Here is a 20,005-nt window from a genome sequence, read left to right on the forward strand (position 1 = left end):
AATTATTTCATACTCACTCCTCCTCAAATTCCGCAAGTTCGGTCTCCGTCTCAAGCATCCGCTCTAACAGACTCTCCTGGTTCTTTTCCTCCGCATCGAGTGCATTCTGCAGTTCCATCAGCTTCGGATAGTCACTGGCAAGCTCCGGATCCATGAACTGCATTTTTATTTCTGCAAGTTTTTCCTCGCTCTCCTCTAACATTTTTTCATATTTTTCTAACTGACGCTGCAGTCTCGAACGGATCTTGCCCGGATTATAATATGTTTTTTTGTCAAATACATCCGTTAAAGTCGGCACATCTTTGCCTGTTTTGATACTACTCTGATTCTGATTTTGTTTCTCATTCCCCGCGGGGTTTTGTGTGTAATTTCCTGCCATATGCCGCGCACTCTGTGACATTACCTGCCCTTTTGGGGAAATCCCCATTTCTTTTTGTTTTTCTGCAAGATACTCCTCATAGCTCATGGCATATTGTTTCACACCACTCTCGGAAAACTCCAAAATCCCGGTTGCGATCCTGCTGATAAAATAACGGTCATGTGAGACGAAAAGTACTGTTCCCTCGTACTCTCTTAACATCTGTTCTAACGCCTCTTTTCCAACAATATCCATATGGTTCGTCGGCTCATCTAAGATCAAAAGATTCGGTTTGGTCTGCAGCATTTTACAGAGTGCGAGACGGACTTTTTCTCCGCCGGAAAGCTGTCCCATCTTCTTTTCTACATCTTCTCCGGAAAATAAAAATCCCCCCAGTGCACTGCGGACTTCCTCCCTCATATAGGAAGGATATTCCTCCCAGAAATTTTCAAGCACGGTCTGATCTTCCCGGAAATGCTCCTGCACTGCTTTCTGCTGGTCAAAATAACTCCATTCTACATTTTGTCCAAATGAAAATTCACCACCTAACGCAGGCAGTTCGCCGACTAAGGTTTTCAAAAGTGTGGATTTTCCTTTACCGTTCTCCCCAATGATTGCAAGTCTGTCTTTCTTTTGAAGCAGAAATGAGACTTTACTTAAGACGGTATCGTAACCGATCTCAAGATTTTTGGCATGAATCACATTCGTGTAGCTTTCCATGCGCGGTACATATCTCGCATGAAATGCTTTCGTATCAAAATGTCTCGGCTTTTCGATTTTTACCATGTGTTCGATCGCCATGCGCTTTGAACGTGTCGCCGCCACTTTCGTCGGCGTATTTTTCCATTTTTCGATCCAGTCCGTCAGACGTTTGATCTCCTTTTGCTGCTCCTCATAGTCTTTTTCCTGCTTGATGAGTGCCTCTTCCTTTTGCTTTATAAATGCCGTATAATTGCCGGCATAACGTTTGATCTCATGATATTCGATCTCGTAGGTCACATCGATCACTTTGTCTAAAAACATACGGTCATGTGAAACAATGATGACCGCCTTATCATAAGTCTTTAAATATCCTTCTAACCACTCGATTGTCGGAAGATCCAGATGGTTGGTCGGCTCATCGAGCAGCATGATATCCGGACGTTTTAACAGCAGTTTGATAAATGCCACTTTCGTCTGCTGTCCACCGGAAAAACTTCCGATCGGGCGTTTCAGATCTTCTAACGCAAACCCGAACCGCTGAAACATAGTCTCCATATCCTGCTGCCACGAATATCCCCGCATTGCCTCCATACGGCTTTGTAAGTTGTCATATTCGCGCAAAAGCTGTTTGTCCGCGGAAGTTTTCATCTCATTTTCAAGTTCCCGCATCCGCTTTTCACACGCAAACACCGGCTCAAATACTTTCTTGATTTCCTCTTCCACGGTCACATCTTTTTCCGTAAAATTAACCTGACGCAGGAAACCAATCTCCTGTTTTCCTGCCATCGTAATACCACATTCTTCATCGCTGTCTAAATTATTCATCGAAATATCGCCCGCGATCAGACGCAGCAGCGTGGTCTTTCCACAGCCGTTTCGTCCTACAATGGCAATCTTTTCTTTATCATGCACCTCAAAATTGACATCGCGTAAAATCACATCCCCGCCAAACTGGACGAGAGCATGACTGATCTTATATCTCATATTAATCTCCATTTCTGCGCGAAATCTTATTTTTCACACTTACTCCTCTATCTTTGATAGACTACCTACCTTCTAACACCAGCCGAAGTAATTCATTTGCCCAGTACTCCGTCAATTCAAAGTGAGGCACAGGCAGTAGTTATTCTCTGCTATTTCAGGATCATCTTCATGGCCGGTCTTCCCATAGCCCAGCATCACAAAACCAATCAAAAGACCCTCATCTTAAACTGCGAGCGGTTTTGCATAATATCCCTCATTATTAACAGCATATGCCTCCGCAAGACTTTCAATATTTGCGGAGACAAAATTCTCCTGCTCTTTTGTCACTTTTAATCTACATACATCCCAGACATTTTTTGTTGTAATTTCTTCAAAACGAATCATATTAACCCCCTTTCTTGCGTGTGAAAAAATGTATTTTCACACAAATCTCCATTCTTTTCCCTCACAGCAGCCGAAATACCTGCTCTGCCGTGGCGGCTATATTTTCCATTGCATTTTCTTTTTTCATTGCTTCTTCTAATGTTGTCACGCCTCTTACGATCGGGAAAAATGCGTCAATCCCTGCCTGATTACAGACGGAAGCTTCCGGTGCAACACTCCCTGCAAATGCGATGACTTTCGCATTATATTTTTTTGCCAGCGCAGCAACACCGACCGGTGCTTTCCCCATAACCGTCTGTGCATCCAGACGTCCTTCTCCGGTCACCACAACATCCGCATTTTTCATTTTTTCTTCCAGACCGGTTGCCTGCAAAATCAGTTCCACCCCCGGTATTAATTCTCCCGCAAGATACGAAAGGAACGCGTATCCGAGTCCTCCCGCTGCACCGGCGCCCTCACAGTCCGCAAAGTCACAGCCTAAACTTTCTTTGGTCACATCCGCATAATGTTTCATTGCCTCATCGACCTTAGACTTCTGCTCTTCCGTCACACCTTTTTGTGGTCCAAATATGTAAGTTGCACCCTGTTTGCCGCAAAGCGGATTTTTCACATCACAGGCAATCTGAAATTTTGCACCGGAAAGCAGCGAATTTTTATTTTCAGTCCGGATCACCTCAATCTTTGCAAGCGCAGCCGCGCCCTCTCCCACATCATTTCCATCTTCATCAAAAAATTCAAATCCAAGCGCCTTTAACATTCCGATGCCGCCATCGTTGGTTGCACTTCCACCAATTCCAATCATGAAATTTTTACATCCTCGTTTCAGGGCATCTGCAATCATCTCCCCCACTCCATAGGTAGATGCACGCAGCGGATCTTTCTTTATCACAAGCGTGATTCCCGCAGCAGATGCCATTTCCATGACAGCCGTTTTTGTCTCTTCTAAAAAACCGTAATAACACGACACTTTTTCTCCAAGCGGTCCTGCCACGGTAACCGGTATTTTTTCTGCTCCCAAGCCTTCGATCAATGCATCCACGGTTCCTTCACCGCCATCTGCGAGTGGACTTAACCATACTTCTGCATCTGGTTTTGCTGCCAGAATTCCTTTCTTTACAGCATTTCCAGCCTCCATGGACGTCATGCTTCCCTTAAATGAATCGATTGCTGCTACTACTTTCATATAAATCTCCATTCTTGCGTGTGAAAAATCTTATTTTTCACACTTCCATCTTTCTCTAAGAAGTTAGTTTGTTACTGTTCGCACTTCATCCCAAGCTGCCAGAATGCCACCGCACTTGCAGCCGCCACGTTCAGTGAATCCACACCATGTGTCATCGGAATTTTCACCGTATAGTCACAGTCTGCGATCGTGTGATCTGCCAGTCCGTCACCTTCCGTTCCGAGAACGATTGCTAACTTTTCCTCCGCCATCATTTTTTCATCATCTATACTCACGGAGTCATCCCGAAGTGCCATTGCCGCCGTTTTATATCCCAGCTTATGCAGCACATCCATCGCACCGTCCGGCCAGCATGCATTTTTATCAAAATATGTCCACGGTATCTGGAATACTGTTCCCATGCTGACACGGCTTGCTCTCCGGTACAGCGGATCTGCACAGGCTGATGTCAAAAGAACTGCATCCATTCCAAGTGCCGCCGCAGAACGGAAAATTGCTCCGACATTTGTTGGATTTACCACATTTTCCAAAATTGCAACACGCCTTGCATTCTTGCAGATCTGCTCCACCGAAGGCAGTGTGGGACGGTACATGGCACATAGCATGCCGCGTGTCAGCTGATAGCCGGTGATCTTTGCCAGCACCTCGATTTCTGCAATGTAGACGGGAATCTCACACTCTGCTGTGCAGACTGGAATATCATGCTCCGCCGCCATGCTTGAATTTCCATTCTCTGCTTCCATCTTGTCTGTCTGTTTGATGTCCTGGCTTTGTAATTTTTCGCAGCGCGCAAGAATTTCTTTTGCCTGCGTCTTTACATGCTTTTTTTCCATCAGAAATGACATCGGCACACAGCCGGCATCTAAGGCACGCTTGATCACCTTCGGACTTTCCGCAATGAAAATCCCCGGCTTCGGCTCAAAATAGTGAAAAAGCTGTGCTTCATTTAAATTGTAATAAATCTGCAGCTCCGGGGCATCCAGATCTTTGATTTCTATAATATTTATCATTGTATTCCTCTTTTCTCTCCTGTATCAGCGATTGAGCATATGGCAGATAAATTCATTGATTATACCATGTGCAAAATGGCATATGATCAAATTTCAAGCCGGAAAAGAATTCTTCCCTCCTCAAGCTCTCCCCAACAATTTACCGGCGGCTCCTTCGTTTCTTTAAATCCACAATCCGAATGCATTTTTATTTATGATAAATTACTTTTTCCTATAATGCAATCTATCTTTTTTGCGCCTGTGCCTTTCAAAAACTCCGTTACATGACGTATCAGTTTTTTACCATATCCTCTGTTTCTCTGCCCCGGCCTCGTCTCAACTGCCTCAAAAAACCATTTCCCCGGCTCTGACTCAACTGCCCTGAGTCCGCATACCCACTGTTTTTCTACAGTTTCAACAAACACCATCTGCTTTGGATTTTCGATAAACTCCTTTAAAAACGCCGCATATGATGCCTCCATTTCATCACGATTTTTAAATTTCCCCTCCATATCCGCCATGGATTCTGCATATAATAAAAACATTTTTTTTATTACCTGTTCATTTACATTTTCAATCCGTTCTAACATTTTTTATCCTCCTCTTCTGATCGCCAGATTACAAAAACGGTCGGATCACAGCTTTACAGTTCCACAACACGCGTTGCGATTTTCTCCTGAAACCTGATATCATGATCGACAAGGATCATGGTCGGCTGATACCGAAGGATCAGCTGCTCGATCTGCATTCTTGAAAAAACATCAATATAGTTGAGCGGTTCATCCCAGATGTACACATGTGCCGGTGTCATCAGACTCGCGGCAATCAGTACTTTTTTCTTCTGCCCCTCCGAAAACTCTTCGAGTCTTTTCTCAAATTGTGTCCGTTCCATGTCAAGCTGGCGCAGTAATGCAAAAAATAAACTTTCTTCTAAATTTCTTTCCCTGCAAAAATCTCTGATATCACCACGCAGAAAGCTGGTATCCTGATTAATATATGACACCACCAGATTAGAAGCTGTTCGGATTTCTCCGTCTGTCACAAGCAATTTTGCATAACTGCTGCCTGACTGCTGTGTATTGATCTGCTGCACATTTTTCATCTCATAACCTGCCTGTCCGATATTTACCTGCTGCAGAATCGTCTTGATCAGCGTCGATTTTCCACATCCGTTTTCTCCATGTAAAAAGACACGCTCCCCCTGCACCAGTTCAAAGGTCAGATTTTTCAATACATTGTCCTCTGCACCTTCATACCGCACCGAAAGTTCCTGGCAGGAAATCAGACGTTCCTTATGATAGGAAAGCGGCATAATTTTTAAACTGACAGGCTGTTCAATATCCTGCAAAAGCCCCTCTTTCTCCTGTATTTTCCTCTCCATCCGGCGTTCATACTGTGTCACACGGCTCTGCATCTTTTTTGTCTTGGCACCGATATATGCTCTCGTTGCACCCGAGCGGTCATGCTCTTTGACCGGATCATAGCCTATTTTCGTCGCTTCGTTTTTATCCGCCCACTTTCGGCTTCTTGCCGCCGCCTGTTTTAAAGATGCGATTTCTTTCAAATGTTTTTCATTTTCCTCCATCGCAAAATGATCCATCCGCGTCTTGTTTTCCCACCAGCTTGAAAAATTGCCGCTCTGTACCTCGATCGTCTTTCGATTTAAAACCAGTACATGATCAATGCATGCATCTAAAATATCCCTGTCATGCGATATCAGGATAAACCCTTTTTTGCCGCACAGATATTCTTTCACACATTCCCTTGCATGCATGTCCAAATGATTCGTTGGCTCATCGATCAGCAGAAAATCATTTTCCCCGGAAAACAGCACCGCAAGAAGTACTTTTGTCTGCTCTCCATGACTTAAACTTTTAAATGGACGGTATAATAACTCTGCATCCGCATGCAGCTTTCCAAGTTCTACGATCACGCGCCATTCTTCACATCCCGGTTTTACTTCTTCTAAAAACAAGGATGCACAATTTTCCCTTTGTTTTTCAGATATCTGATATGGAAAGTAATCAAACACTGCAGACGATGTGATATTCCCCTCATATTTATATTTTCCACGCAGCAAATTTAAAAAAGTTGTTTTTCCTTTTCCATTTCTCCCGATCAGACCTAACTTCCAGTCCGTATCAATCCCAAAAGATACGTTTTCAAAAACCGTATCAAAACTTCCCTCATAACCATATGTGAGATCTGTTACCTGAATCTGTGACATAAAAATCTCCATTCTTGCGCTGCTTTCAAGCGCATCTCAAGTTTGTGCGTAAGCACAAATCTTGCGTGAGAAAAATGTATTTTTCACACTAGCCTCATTGTTTTGCGAAGGAAAATGCATGCTATGTTTCTTATAGCATTTGCCTCTTGCAGGAGCAGAGGATTTTCCTCCCATACAAAAAATCCCATGCTGCCATGGGATTTTTCTTACACCTCACATATTTTATGATCACATCTGGCAGACAATAGATTGCACATTGTAAGATAAAATCGATTGTCCCGGACAACAAAATGTCCGTTTCCGCCATTTTTTAACACAAAAAAGAGAGGATACAAGAATCAAATCCACTTTTGGCAACATGATATGCCGTACTGCACCTCTGCAATACTGCTGTAACTTCAGATTTACACAACATATCATGCACTTTATTCCTTATACCGGTGCAATATATGCCATGTATCATCCCGAATCAGCAGACAAACGCATGCCATATATGACACACATTCTCTTGCTGACTCTGTTTTCTTTCATGTTTCAAAAGTAAATTATCTCCGCATTGGTTCCTCTCCTTTAAATTTCTATTGCAATAGTAGCACAATGCCATTTTTAATGCAACCAAAAATTTTTACGAAAAATCTTTCGTTACCGGTCACACAATAAATATGCACAGCAGCAATCTCTACTCCACATTTTTGAGTGCCTGATCCATCGGGATCTTTTTGATACGCATAAAGTCCAGTATCATTACAAACAGATATCCGATCAGCACAAATGCAAACATTTTCACATATCCGGCTGGCTGGATCACAAATGCAAACCATCCACTGTAACTAAACAAGATCGCTTTCCATGCCAGATTCATAACAAACGCTCCAAATACAACACTGACCGCATCTTCGATCACAACCACGATCGTTGTGGAAAGCAGATACAGGCTGGCGATTTCTTTATTCTCATATCCAAGAATCTTTGTCATTGAAATTGCATTCTCATTTTTCTCAATGATCAGCTTTGTCAGAAGATAGATCAAAACTGCGGAAAGCAGGATACAAAGTATCTGGAAATAATCCATATAAGATCCCATGGAATGATCTAACTGGTCACACATCTTTGTGATATCACGCTCGGTGATCACCGTTGCAATATCATCTTCCGACAGATCTGCAAGCTCTTCATTTGAAAAATATCCACTAAATGCCTCTTCATCCAGCTCAAATACCATGCGGTAATTTTCAATCGGCATAAATACTGCAATGTTTACGCACTGGTCATAAATTCCGGCTATCGTAAACGTATACTGTTTGTTTTCATATTTTTCATCCAGTGAAACGGTATCCCCGACATTAAGTTCATATTTTTCTGAAAATGATCTGGAAATATAAACTTCATCTTCCTGCAGGGACTGCATACCTTTTATTTCTACATACTTACTATTGTCTGAAATACCGTAAACAGAGACTTCCTCATCTATTACATCGCTTTTTTTCTGCAAAGAACACATACTGAATTTTTCTGCGTCTTTATTGTCCGTCGTCAGTACATTTCCATCTTCATCCTCAAAAGATTTCAGAACATACTGATACTTTGCAAACATCATATTTTTTGCATTTTCTTTGTAATAAGAAAGCGTATCCGGCATTCCCACTGCCATTGCAAGCATCACCATGATAAAGAAAATTCCCACAAACAGAATCAGATAATTTGCCACATTCTGAAACATGATGCGCAGACGGAATCTGTTAAAAAATTTAAAATGTGGCAGCCGCATTGCTTTTTTGCGTTTTGTTTTTTTCAGATCATGCCTCAGAAACTGTAACGGTGTATGCTGCATCATTTTAATAATGACGATCAGATTGACCATAAACATCAGCACGACCGGTATCAGGGTTGTCTTAAAAAATGCATCCGGATTCCAGATCGTCTCATAGGTCGGAAGGCTGTAACTGTTATAATACATGGATACCACAACATCTTTAAATACCGTATAGCCAAGCACATTTCCGACTAATGCGGAAATCAGGGTAACGATAACCGGCATAGACAGATAATGGCGTACCAGCTCCCCTTTCGTATAGCCGGACGCACGCAATGTTCCGATTGTAGATGACTCTTTTGTGATCGTATTGCTGATCGTAACTGCAAAAATAAATGCGATGATGACAATCAGAATATCAAGCAGCACACCTCCCATTGCCTCATCAGAGCCCATGTCGTCGGTTGCAAAATGAATCGCCGGATTCGCATATTTTGGCACATAATCTTCAATCTCATTGTCATTTACCACGGTCTGTGTGAGCAACGCCCGCATAAAATCATCCGACTGGTTTTTCTCTTCTTTTTCATCTGACGGCTCATTTTCATACTTCCATGCATAATCGTAATGAATCGTCTTATGTAACTTTGCAAATCCCTCATCTGTTACCATTGCAACATTAAACTTTAAGGCATCAAACATCAGATCCGTGCTTTTTTCGTGCAGTGTGGAATAGTTGACATATGCGATCAGACCAACGACCTGATATTTTTCTTCTCCGACTGTGATCTCATCGCCGACTTTTATCCCGACATTGTCAGCATGCATACGGTCAATGGCAATTTCATCCTCTTTTTCCGGGAAACTTCCGTCCATCAGGCATGCAAGATTGATATCATCTGTCTTTGCAAAAACACGGACTGTTCCATCCGAAGTTCCGTCGTTGTCATGATCTTCCTCTTCATCCCTGTAAAAATTTTCATACAGATGAACCGGAGTTTCCTTAAAATCAGGATCGTTCAATTCATATTTTTCTTCTGCATCCGCATATTTCTCATTGATCTCATCTAAAACCTTGTTCCAGGCTTCGTCGTATGCTTTCTCATATGCCTCGTCATGTGCCTCATCAAACGCTTTCTCATACGCCTCGTCATGTGCCTTAGGATATGCTTTTTCATACGCTGTATCATAGGCTTTGTTGTACTGCCTGGACTGTTTTGCCTGTGCTACTGCTGTATCAAGCATAACTCCCGCAGTTGTTTCATCAAGTCCCTGCGCCATCAGCATCTGCTTTATCTGTGCATTAAAAGAAACATCAAATTCTGACTGGAACTCTGCATCAAATTTTTCCTTAAATTCTGTTTCAAACTTCTCATCAAATTCTTTTTTGAACTTTTCTTCAAATTCACTATCGAACTTTTTATCCAGCTTCTTTTTTGCCTCATCAATGTAATACTGTCTGACATCTGCTTTATCGCCTGTCTTAATTGCATCAAGCAGTGTTTCGTCTGCTTTCTTTTTTAATTCAAAGTGTCCGTCTTCCAGCTTGTATCTGCCAACACCCTCATCAGCCGCTGTCATCATGCTCTCGTTTGCAACATACATGCCGGACACAAAGCCGATCATCAGAATCAGGAACAGACTTACCACAAGATACTTTTTCCAGTCTCCTGTCAGTTCCCTCGGTATTCGTCTGATAAGCGGATTTTTGATTTTTTTCTTTTTCATACTAATCTCCATTCTTGCGCTGTTTTTAAGCGCATCACAAGTTTGTACGCCAATACAGCTTCCTACCACTCCAGATCTGCCGCTGAAATTTTATGTTCATTGATATCGTTATGACGCACTGCCCCGTCACGGAGTTTGATGACATGGTCTGCCATATGCCGGATTGCCTCGTTATGTGTAACCATGATAACTGTATTACCATATTTGACATTGACATCCTCAATCAGCTTTAATATTTCCTTGGAAGTGTTGTAGTCAAGTGCTCCGGTCGGCTCATCACAGAGCAGGATATCCGGATTTTTCACAATGGCACGCCCGATGGAAACCCTCTGCTGCTGGCCGCCGGAAAGCTGGTTCGGCAGTTTATGCCTGTGTTCATAAAGTCCCAGCGTATGTAACAGATCGTCAATATCGAGCGGACTGTCTGATAAATATGCACCAACCTCAATATTTTCCTTGACATTTAAATTTGCGATCAGGTTATACATCTGAAATACATAACCTAAATGTTTTCTGCGGTACTGTGTCAGCTTCTTCTCTCCGAGTTCTTCTAACTTATCGCCGTTGATGGAAATATAACCGGAGTCCGCACTATCGATTCCACCGATAATATTGAGAAGCGTCGACTTTCCGGAACCGGATGGTCCAAGCAGCACACAAAATTCTCCTTTTGCCACGGAAAAATTCATTCCCCGAAGTACTTCCTGTCGGGTCTCCCCGCTTCCAAACCCTTTTTTCAGATCAACAATTTCCAAAAATTTTCTTTCTTCTTCTGACATATGCTCCCCTTTCCCATTACAGAATTGTTCTTATATCCTTATCTATTCTGAATGGTTTTAAAGTCTTTTCTTACTTTTGTTAGTGTTATCTAACTTTTGTTTGTATTATATCACAGCTTTTCCAGATTACAAGCAAAAAGACGATTCCTTTTGTCAGAATCGTCTTTTTGCCTTATAATGTATGTTTATTGCTTGTTTGACTGTAAATATTGTTCTATTTTCGCAGCAGTTTTATGATCTTCCCCTCATACACCACCGTCACCACAGCAATCAGCGCCACCGTCACCAGACTGTATCCCTTATTGATCTGCACTCCGGCGACATCACAGATACTGGTAAATAAAAGACTGAGCACGAAGATCAGCTTGACCGCACGCACCATATGGATCGTATATTTTCTTATTTTTCCACTACATATTTCTTTCGGCAGGTTATTTACCCTTTCCGGATAACGTGCAAGCAGCGTCAGTCCAACATATACAAGAATCAGGATCGCCGCATTTAAAATAATTCCGGTAAATGCCACTCCATATACGATTCCATAATAAATCTGCAGTCCCAGATAAATCATTGCAGCTACGATTCCCACTGCCTCAAGCAGGAAATCCATATTTGTCATTTCTTCTTTTTTCAAATTTATCCCCTTCCTGTGCTGTTCTTCATCTTCTATTCTGTTATTTCTAAATACATTCCAAATGCCGCTTTCCATTCCGCCGTCAGACGTTCAAAATTCCATGCTGCATTTGCAGGGCTTGTGGATGGCAGTTTGCCAAGCGGCGGCATTCCCTCTTTATTACAGTATTTTACAAAAAGCTGATGTGCTTTTCCACCATTTGCAAAGATTCCCTGAATATCTGCCCCCGATAAGATTACATTCATGTCGTTCGGCACAACATTTTTGATAGAACTGTCAGAAGAACCCACAATATCACAGGAGTCGATCACATCCCACACAGCAATCTGATGCGTTAAAAGCAAATCTTTCTTTTTCTCAATCGTCTGTGGCACCGGTTCATTAAAAATTTCCGCTATCAGCTTCCAGAAACGGTTTTGCGGATGTCCATAATAAAACTGGTTCTCCCGCGACTTTACAGACGGAAAGGAACCCAGAATTAATATTCTGGATTCCTCATTATATACTGGCGAAAACGTGTGTTTTACATGTGTATATTCCATTTTTATGTACGCTTTCTATTCATAATTTTTAACATTAGAACTGTCTACTTTTTCAAATGGTACCCATACATATAAGCCATCTGCGGTAGCTCCCTCTAAAGTCGTCACATCTTTTCCGGTTGCAAGTGCGATTGCTGCATAAACAGCACTCTCACCCTGTCCAACTGCGGACTGGTATACGGTAAAGTCCATCTTTCCATCTTCAATCGCTTTGCATCCGTCTGCAGTCGCATCGATTCCAAGTACCGTCACATCACTGATTCCTGCTGCATCACAGGCATCAATGATACCAAGTGCCATAGAGTCGTTGTTGCAGACAGCAACGTCACACTTCTGTCCTGTCTTTAAAAATATATTGAACATCTCTTCCGCACGGTCCTGCTCCCAGTCGGCGTTATCTTCAAAGACATAATTGATCTTTTTCCCTGATGCATTTAAAGTATCCTTTAATGACTCAGATCTTCCTTTTGTCGCGGAATGTTTTTTCGGTCCTTCTAACAACACCACATTGATCTCATCCGCAGAAGCAAATTTATCTAGAATATACTCTGCCTGATACTGTCCTGCCACATATTCATCCGATCCAACATAAATATATTTCCCAGCCTGAAGTCTCGACTCATCCGGGCAGCTGTTAAAAAATACGATTGGTATATCACCTGCAAGCGCTTCTAATTCGAATGCCGTATCAGCATCAACCGGTCCGCATAAAATCACATCATAATTCTCACTGACCGCCTTTTTGATATGTTCCACCTGGTTTTCAATGGAATTTTCTGCATCAAATACATCCAGCTGAGCCCCACACTCTTCCGCCGTCTGCTGTGCCTGTGCCACAAGTACATTTCGGAAAGTATCTGCCTGTGATAATGACAGAAGAATCTTTAATCCTTTACCATCTATTGAACCTGTCTGTGTATTTCCACCACATCCGGCAAGGCATCCTACGAGCAATGCCAGACACATGATAGTACTTATTAATTTCTTCATCGCACGATCTCCTCTCTATATCCGGAACTGTTTTACCTGATCTGCAAGCTGATCTGCAGAAACGGCAAGGTTATCTGCTTCCTGTTCTACCTGGTCACTGTTCTTTGAAATATTCTTTGCCTGCTGTAACATGGATTCTGATGTTGCAAGAATCTCATCGGAACTTGCCGCCTGCTCTTCCGAAATAGCTGCAACATTCGTAGCAACCTGATCTACCTGATTGATCTTATCAACCACGTTGCCGATCAGCGTGCTCGTTTCCTGAATATTTTTAAAGATCGTATCAAATGTATCGACTGCTGTGTGGATCAATTCTGCACTGCCTGAAATATCCTGTGCACTGTTTCCTGCCTGTCTGACAGCATCTTCTACTAACGTATTGATTTCTGTGATCAGCTCTGTGATATGTGCTACCGAATCCGCACTGTTCTTTGCAAGTGTACCAATCTCAGCTGCAACAACTGCAAATCCTCTTCCTGCTTCGCCTGCGCGTGCAGCCTCAATCGATGCATTTAAAGATAACAGGTTCGTCTCGTCAGCAATATCACCAATCAGTTTGATGATCTGCACGATCTCGCCGGAAGCGGTTCCTACCTTATTAACAGCCTCTTCCAGATTGTGAATGGAAACTTCGATATTTGAGAGTGCCTCACCAACGCGCTCCATATCCTTACGTCCTTTTTCAGAAACAGCAACTGTCTCCTGCATCTTGCTTTCAACCATATCACTGTCGCTCTTGGTATCTGCTGCCACACCTGCAAGCTGTGTTGCATTTTCCGCGATCTCATTTACAGATACAGACAACTGATCAACCGTCGCGTTCAACTCACTCATGGACTGTGACTGGATTCCCGCTGCCGAACTCATCTCACCGGAAACACCCTTACTTGAGTCAGCCTGATTCTTCAACTTGCCGGAAACATTTCCCATCTCGGAGATCATCTGTTTCATGGAAGCAATAAACTTCTCCACACTTTGGCTCATGACTGCGATCTCATCATTGCCTTTTGTCTTAATAGAAACCGTAAAATCACCGGAAGTCATCGCTGTGATCACTCTTGTCATTTCCTTGACAGGTTTGATTACAACATGAGTTACACGTTCGATCAGTACACAGAGCAATGCAATACAGATCACACTGATTACGATCATAATATTACGAAGCTGTGTCAGATCAGAAAGTACAATGCTTGTAGGAATGTAAGATACTAAAAGCCAGTTTGTTCCTTCTACTTCCTGAAATACCGTCATATTTCCATCAAGTGTAGCAAAATTATAGTCTTTCTCTGCAGCTTTCTCTGCCGTAAGCTGGTAAAAATGACTCTGTCCTTCTGCCCCGAGTGTCTGGGAAATAAGAGATGAATCACGGTTTGCCAGGATCACACCGCTGGTTTTATCAACCAGAAATGCTTCCGCGTCGTTCATCTCGATAAAAGAATTTACAATAATTGCAATCCGGTCTAATGTCATGTCTGCTGAAATGACACGTACTTTATCAGATCCATCATTTAAAATGCCAGAAGCACTGATCACGTCCACACCATCTGCATTCTGATAGGCAGAACCGACTGCCATATTGACTCTGGAAAGACCTTCTTTATACCATGTACTGTTTGTTACATCGGATTCCTTTTTTGTCGATTCGGATGCCGTTATAAGCTGTCCTGTGGAATCTGCCACATAAAGTCCATCCGGATAATTGCTGTTATATCCATAGTAACTGTCCAATATGGTCTTTAGTTCCTCATCATCCGGTTTTAAATTCTCGATCGTAGTCTTCGCCATCTGAAAAGAAGCAAGATTCTCATTCAGCCACGCTTCAATCTGGGACGCCTGATTCTCTACCGAAGACTGCAGTAAATTCTGTGAATATTTCTTGATAATTCCTGCAGATATCTGATAAGCAACCACAACAAGTACCACAACGATTGCAATTACGACCGGTATAATGACACCAAGTAACTTTGCCTTAATCGACACCGTCTTTTGCTTTTTCATAAACTGCCCTCTCTTTTTACATAAATTTTACAATATAAATTATAAAATCATTGCCTTTTTTCGTCAATATGTATCATATATTGTTTCCGCTAATTTTTACATTGTATACATGTATTTTTCAAGAAATTACATGATCTTTTCTTGAAAATGAGGTCTGCTGTGCTATAATAACTTAGTGTGTCAATTTCATTTTCATACATATACAAGGCACATGGGATTGGTATTATGCCGCAATATGTGGTTTATACCAGAGAGGAGAACCTTAGATGGAACATTTAATTATTCCAAAAGATTATCATTCAGAACTAAATCTGCACGATACGCAGATTGCAATCAAAACAGTAAAAGATTTTTTCCAGAACCTGCTTGCACTTCGCCTGAATTTATCCCGCGTTTCTGCTCCGCTTTTCGTTGATCCGTTATCCGGTCTCAACGACAACTTAAACGGTATTGAACGCCCTGTTACTTTTGATATCAAAGAACAGAATGGAAAAGAGGCAGAAGTCGTACAGTCTCTCGCTAAATGGAAACGTTACGCATTAAAAAAATACGGTTTCGATTACGGTGAAGGACTGTATACCGATATGAATGCTATCCGCAGAGATGAGGATACCGACAACATCCACTCTATTTTTGTAGATCAGTGGGACTGGGAAAAGATCATCCATAAAGAAGAACGTAATATTGAGACATTAAAAGAAACCGTCACCACTGTATACAACTGCCTGCGCAAGACGGAAAAATACATGGCGATCCAGTATGATTATATAGAAGAGATCCTTCCACATGATATCTTCTTTATCACAACCCAGGAATTAGAGGAGATGTTCCCGGACAATACACCGAAGGAACGTGAATATTACATCACCAAAACCAAGGGTGCCGTATGTATCATGAAGATCGGTGATACCTTAGAAAATGGAGAGCCTCATGACGGACGTGCCCCGGACTATGATGACTGGTCTTTAAATGCAGATATCGTTGTCTACTATCCGGTACTTGACATTGCACTTGAGATTTCCTCCATGGGTATCCGTGTTGACAAGAAAGCACTTCTCTCCCAGCTCAAAAAAGCAGGCTGTGAGGATCGTGCAAAACTTCCTTTCCAGAAAGCAATCATCAACGAAGAACTTCCTTATACCATTGGTGGTGGAATCGGACAGTCCCGTATCTGTATGTTTTTCCTTCGTAAAGCACATATCGGAGAAGTACAGTCTTCTCTGTGGCCGGATGCAGTCGCAAAAGAGTGTGAGAAAAACGGGATTCAGCTTTTATAATTCAGCATACAGTTTTTGTAGCTGTTCTGCTATCTTATATGATACATAAAAACACAGGTACATTTTTAATCTCTGCTGTGAGATTTTAAAATGTACCTGTGTTTTTTACGAATAAGTTTTCCCTACAAATGCTGGTTTGTTGTTTTGAAATGAACTGTGCGGCAAATGGTGTGTCGTAGGCTTATGAGTGGCGTCTTGCGCAAAGCCAGAGTAATTTTTGTTCCGTTGTACGAAAATAAGAAAAGTCTAGGTATGCCTGAATTAGATTTTCTTAGAGTGACGTGAACGGCAACAACGAGTCATCCATGACTCGATGCTGCCTTGTTCTGCCATCCGTGGCAGAACATCACTGTGTGTAGGCAGGCATACCAAGATTTTCTAATTTTCTCCCAAAGTCACAAAATTAGCTTCGGCTTTGCGCAAGATGCCAGTCTTCAGGTTGTGAACACCATTTGGGTGGGCGGTTCATCTCAAAATTTGGGGGCGTAAGTGTGGATTTTTGATATTCGCACGAATGGAAATATGCTTAAAATCCTAAGGTGTTGTATCATTGATATTCAGCCTAATGACTTCCCAGAATTTCCATCTGCTACATTGTACTACATGAATTGTTTCGTAAATTGTCAGACCAATAACACAAAATATTCTTCAAATGTGTATGGCAATAAACATGAGCATAGTGGAATATATTGAGGTTTTTGCCAGCGTTATCAAACAAATAATAAACTATTGAATATAGTTATTTGGAAATATTTCTTTATCAGATTCAGACACAAAACACTAAAAATTTACGCACTTCCAAGGGTGTAAAATGAGTTCCCCGACGAAGGGTGGTTCACAACCTTGCGGCTGGCAAATCGCATCAAGCCGGGACTCGTTTTGTGACTTTGGAAGAAAATTAGGCAATCTTAGTCTGCCTGTTCGTAACACAGTGTTGTGCTGCCACGGACGGCAGCACAAGTCCTAATGTGCCCGGATGGCACATTTAGGACGCACACGTCACTCCACCACAACCTAAGCAGGCAGACCTAGATTGCCTTATTTTCGGACAACGGAACAAAACAGTCCCGGCTTGATGCAATTTGCCAATCGAAAACCCCGGAACCACCCTTCACCGGGGAACTCAAGCTAACCACAAACCATCATTTATCGTTTCTTCATTTGAATCGATATTTTCCTTTTCCCTGCCCTCTAACAGGCTCTATGACATCATTTTCTAACATTAATTTTATGATTTCTGATGCCCTTGTAGATTTCAAACCTGTTATTCTCTCAACACCAGAACGTCCAAATACATTATTCCTTCCGCACTCTTCATATAAAGCAGTCACATGCATAACTGTTTTATTTTCGATAACATCATCAATATTCGTCAAAATTTTTTCAATGTCCGCTTTCAATGAGCCACTTATATGCATTGAACGATTGTGGAGTTCATTCTTCTCCTCTAAAAGCAATAATCACATATTTTGCCTGCATGCTTATAAATCCCAACAAACAATTTCTTGTGGATTGATATATATTCATTCGGAGTAAAGCTAAATGCTTTTTCAGATAAAATTTTGGCAATTCTAAGTGCAACCTTATCCGCTTCCTCCGTTCTGTCATCATTTTCCGTCTTAGGATTTTCCTCATAATAACTGTTTAATAATTCACTGGCTTCATCTATTGAAATATCACCTTCAATATTTCTAATTGCAGTATCAACTAAATATTGCGAAGTTTTTAATCCATCCACAGCCTGCAGACCAATTGCAGTATGCCATGCATATCCTTTAACTCTCTTTTCAGGCTCTGATTCTTTTATATATTCTTTGAATGGATCTTTGTTCATATTGCAGCCTCCATCATATACTCAATAAATTACATACCTGCGATAATTCCATAACATTCCGGTCTTCTGTCCCGGAAAAGTCCCCACTCCAGTCTTTTTTCCCGAAGTTCATCCAATTCATAAGTCTGACTTAAGATTTCTTCTTTATCTCTTGAGGCACTGACCAGTAACTCACCTGTTTCATCTGTCAGAAACGATGATCCATAAAATTCCAATGCTGACTTCTGTCCGCCATTTTCATCACAAGACTCTACTTCTTCCCTGCCAATACGGTTTGCCGCAATCACCGGCATCAGATTTGTTGCCGCATGTCCCTGCATGCAGCGTCTCCAGTGCGGCATACTGTCACATTCTAAGATCGGTTCAGAGCCGATCGCCGTCGGATAAAATAATAATTCTGCACCAAGCAGTGCCATCGCACGCGCCGTCTCCGGGAACCACTGATCCCAGCAGATTCCGATACCAATGCAGCCATATTTCGTATCAAATACTTTAAATCCGGTATCTCCTGGTGTAAAATAAAACTTTTCCTGATAATAATGATCATCAGGAATATGTGTTTTCCGATACACACCAAGGATTGTTCCATCCGCATCAATACAGGCAATCGAATTATAAAGATTATTGACATCACGCTCATAAAAGCTGACCGGCAGCACCACGCCTAATTCTTTTGCAAGGCGTACTCCCATTGCTACAGCCTCGCTCTCTTTCACGGGTTTTGCATAGCTGTAAAAATCATATCTGCGTTGCTGGCAGAAATATTCTCTTTCAAAAAGTTCCGGCAGTAAAATGATATTTGCACCTTCCGCTGCAGCCTTGCGGATCATTTCTTCTGCCTTCTTCAAATTTTTTTCCTGCTCTGGTTCACATTTCATCTGAACTGCGGCTACTTTTACCTGTCTCATGTGTATGTCCTTTCTGTTCTTATTTTTTACTGTAAATTTTCTTTTTGGTGGAAGTGGCATAAAAATCTTTTCGTTTCACAATCAGATTTTTTCTTCATCACATATATTCATGAGCACATAATACTCCCAAACAATTTTTATCTTTGCTTTTTTCTTTTATCCACTCCAGACATTTCAACATATTGTCCGGATTATATAAAGATCCCGGCAAAATTCCTTTCGGAAGTTTCATACCGTGCAATCTGATTGCCATTCTTCGATATTGTCCGGTAACAAAGCTATCTTAAAATTGAAAGTTATGAATACATATTTAAAATTCTTTTGTATTTTTTGTACATAACATAAATTCCAAGCGTACAGTCAAGACATATCAGTATTATTCCCACAATGGGCATCACCATAACTCCAGCCCCGGTAATGAGAAATGCAATGGAACATTGTTTATACAATAAAAAAGGGATTGCACACATAACACATGCTATCAGACCTACGATTCTTTTCACCATAGTAATACCTCCATATATTCTGATATTCACTGGTTACGCAATAAATGCTGGTTTGTTGAGGTATGCGTCGCCCACTCAAATGGTGTGTCGGAGGTTTGTGAATGGCATCTTGCGCAAAGCCGGAGTAATTTTTGTTCCGTTGTACGAAAATAAGAAAAGTCTAGGTATGCCTGAATTAGATTTTCTCGGAGTGACGTGAACGGCAACAACGAGTCATCCATGACTCGAT

16 protein-coding genes are annotated in these 20,005 nt (G+C 41.7%); 1 reads left to right on the top strand and 15 read right to left on the bottom strand.

Translation table 11 applies throughout. The features are described from left to right. Positions 1 to 13: 13 nt before the first annotated feature. The 12 genes from H8S51_RS12575 to H8S51_RS12630 form a co-directional block, all read right to left on the bottom strand. Positions 14 to 2,044, bottom strand: coding sequence for an ABC-F family ATP-binding cassette domain-containing protein (locus tag H8S51_RS12575; RefSeq protein ID WP_186899129.1), 2,031 nt, complete (start codon positions 2,042 to 2,044; stop codon positions 14 to 16). 222 nt (positions 2,045 to 2,266) lie between these two features. Continuing rightward, a complete protein-coding gene (locus tag H8S51_RS12580; RefSeq protein WP_186899128.1) occupies positions 2,267 to 2,428 on the bottom strand; it encodes a hypothetical protein in 162 nt (53 codons plus the stop codon). Positions 2,429 to 2,489: 61 nt separating this feature from the next. Then, positions 2,490 to 3,611 carry a glycerate kinase family protein gene (locus H8S51_RS12585; RefSeq protein ID WP_118209553.1) on the bottom strand — a complete coding sequence of 374 codons (1,122 nt, stop codon included), beginning with the start codon at positions 3,609 to 3,611 and terminating at the stop codon, positions 2,490 to 2,492. Positions 3,612 to 3,682: 71 nt separating this feature from the next. Further along, positions 3,683 to 4,621: a TrmH family RNA methyltransferase gene (locus H8S51_RS12590; RefSeq protein WP_118209554.1), complete on the bottom strand. Its 939-nt coding sequence runs from the start codon at positions 4,619 to 4,621 to the stop codon at positions 3,683 to 3,685. A gap of 191 nt (positions 4,622 to 4,812) precedes the next feature. Continuing rightward, positions 4,813 to 5,190 (bottom strand): GNAT family N-acetyltransferase, encoded by a 378-nt coding sequence (locus tag H8S51_RS12595; RefSeq protein WP_118209555.1) that lies wholly within the window; start codon positions 5,188 to 5,190, stop codon positions 4,813 to 4,815. A gap of 53 nt (positions 5,191 to 5,243) precedes the next feature. After that, positions 5,244 to 6,827: an ATP-binding cassette domain-containing protein gene (locus H8S51_RS12600; RefSeq protein ID WP_118209556.1), complete on the bottom strand. Its 1,584-nt coding sequence runs from the start codon at positions 6,825 to 6,827 to the stop codon at positions 5,244 to 5,246. 679 nt (positions 6,828 to 7,506) lie between these two features. Next, positions 7,507 to 10,308, bottom strand: coding sequence for an ABC transporter permease (locus H8S51_RS12605; protein WP_186899127.1), 2,802 nt, complete (start codon positions 10,306 to 10,308; stop codon positions 7,507 to 7,509). Between the two features lie 62 nt (positions 10,309 to 10,370). Beyond that, positions 10,371 to 11,087 (bottom strand): ABC transporter ATP-binding protein, encoded by a 717-nt coding sequence (locus tag H8S51_RS12610; RefSeq protein WP_006857030.1) that lies wholly within the window; start codon positions 11,085 to 11,087, stop codon positions 10,371 to 10,373. Between the two features lie 214 nt (positions 11,088 to 11,301). Beyond that, positions 11,302 to 11,721 (bottom strand): transglycosylase, encoded by a 420-nt coding sequence (locus tag H8S51_RS12615; protein WP_241070708.1) that lies wholly within the window; start codon positions 11,719 to 11,721, stop codon positions 11,302 to 11,304. A gap of 32 nt (positions 11,722 to 11,753) precedes the next feature. Further along, on the bottom strand, positions 11,754 to 12,263 hold the full coding sequence (locus H8S51_RS12620) for a DNA-deoxyinosine glycosylase (RefSeq protein WP_186899126.1): 510 nt from the start codon (positions 12,261 to 12,263) through the stop codon (positions 11,754 to 11,756). Between the two features lie 15 nt (positions 12,264 to 12,278). Continuing rightward, on the bottom strand, positions 12,279 to 13,253 hold the full coding sequence (locus tag H8S51_RS12625; RefSeq protein ID WP_186899125.1) for a sugar ABC transporter substrate-binding protein: 975 nt from the start codon (positions 13,251 to 13,253) through the stop codon (positions 12,279 to 12,281). A gap of 15 nt (positions 13,254 to 13,268) precedes the next feature. Further along, positions 13,269 to 15,251, bottom strand: coding sequence for a methyl-accepting chemotaxis protein (locus H8S51_RS12630; protein ID WP_186899124.1), 1,983 nt, complete (start codon positions 15,249 to 15,251; stop codon positions 13,269 to 13,271). A gap of 266 nt (positions 15,252 to 15,517) precedes the next feature. Here H8S51_RS12630 and asnA point away from each other — a divergent pair, with 266 nt between their 5' ends. After that, entirely contained in the window at positions 15,518 to 16,528 is a 1,011-nt protein-coding gene (asnA, locus tag H8S51_RS12635; protein WP_117922609.1) for an aspartate--ammonia ligase, read from the top strand. A 1,157-nt stretch (positions 16,529 to 17,685) separates the two neighbouring features. Here asnA and H8S51_RS18305 read toward each other — a convergent pair. From H8S51_RS18305 to aguB, 3 genes are read right to left on the bottom strand one after another with little or no spacing between them, the layout of a single operon-like run. Beyond that, entirely contained in the window at positions 17,686 to 17,928 is a 243-nt protein-coding gene (locus H8S51_RS18305; protein WP_330646612.1) for a hypothetical protein, read from the bottom strand. A gap of 47 nt (positions 17,929 to 17,975) precedes the next feature. Next, complete coding sequence (locus tag H8S51_RS18310) at positions 17,976 to 18,362, bottom strand: antitoxin VbhA family protein (protein WP_330646613.1); 387 nt, start codon at positions 18,360 to 18,362, stop codon at positions 17,976 to 17,978. A gap of 29 nt (positions 18,363 to 18,391) precedes the next feature. After that, positions 18,392 to 19,270, bottom strand: coding sequence for an N-carbamoylputrescine amidase (aguB, locus tag H8S51_RS12645; RefSeq protein ID WP_117922614.1), 879 nt, complete (start codon positions 19,268 to 19,270; stop codon positions 18,392 to 18,394). Positions 19,271 to 20,005: the final 735 nt, after the last annotated feature.

This window comes from Roseburia rectibacter, from assembly GCF_014287515.2.
Classification (GTDB): Bacteria; Bacillota; Clostridia; order Lachnospirales; family Lachnospiraceae; genus Roseburia; species Roseburia rectibacter.

Coding starts and splice junctions, on each gene's coding strand:
- H8S51_RS12575 (WP_186899129.1), bottom strand. CDS start 2,044: ATGAGATATAAGATCAGTCATGCTCTCGTCCAGTTTGGCGGGGATGTG.
- H8S51_RS12580 (WP_186899128.1), bottom strand. CDS start 2,428: ATGATTCGTTTTGAAGAAATTACAACAAAAAATGTCTGGGATGTATGT.
- H8S51_RS12585 (WP_118209553.1), bottom strand. CDS start 3,611: ATGAAAGTAGTAGCAGCAATCGATTCATTTAAGGGAAGCATGACGTCC.
- H8S51_RS12590 (WP_118209554.1), bottom strand. CDS start 4,621: ATGATAAATATTATAGAAATCAAAGATCTGGATGCCCCGGAGCTGCAG.
- H8S51_RS12595 (WP_118209555.1), bottom strand. CDS start 5,190: ATGTTAGAACGGATTGAAAATGTAAATGAACAGGTAATAAAAAAAATG.
- H8S51_RS12600 (WP_118209556.1), bottom strand. CDS start 6,827: ATGTCACAGATTCAGGTAACAGATCTCACATATGGTTATGAGGGAAGT.
- H8S51_RS12605 (WP_186899127.1), bottom strand. CDS start 10,308: ATGAAAAAGAAAAAAATCAAAAATCCGCTTATCAGACGAATACCGAGG.
- H8S51_RS12610 (WP_006857030.1), bottom strand. CDS start 11,087: ATGTCAGAAGAAGAAAGAAAATTTTTGGAAATTGTTGATCTGAAAAAA.
- H8S51_RS12620 (WP_186899126.1), bottom strand. CDS start 12,263: ATGGAATATACACATGTAAAACACACGTTTTCGCCAGTATATAATGAG.
- H8S51_RS12625 (WP_186899125.1), bottom strand. CDS start 13,253: ATGAAGAAATTAATAAGTACTATCATGTGTCTGGCATTGCTCGTAGGA.
- H8S51_RS12630 (WP_186899124.1), bottom strand. CDS start 15,251: ATGAAAAAGCAAAAGACGGTGTCGATTAAGGCAAAGTTACTTGGTGTC.
- asnA (WP_117922609.1), top strand. CDS start 15,518: ATGGAACATTTAATTATTCCAAAAGATTATCATTCAGAACTAAATCTG.
- H8S51_RS18310 (WP_330646613.1), bottom strand. CDS start 18,362: ATGAACAAAGATCCATTCAAAGAATATATAAAAGAATCAGAGCCTGAA.
- aguB (WP_117922614.1), bottom strand. CDS start 19,270: ATGAGACAGGTAAAAGTAGCCGCAGTTCAGATGAAATGTGAACCAGAG.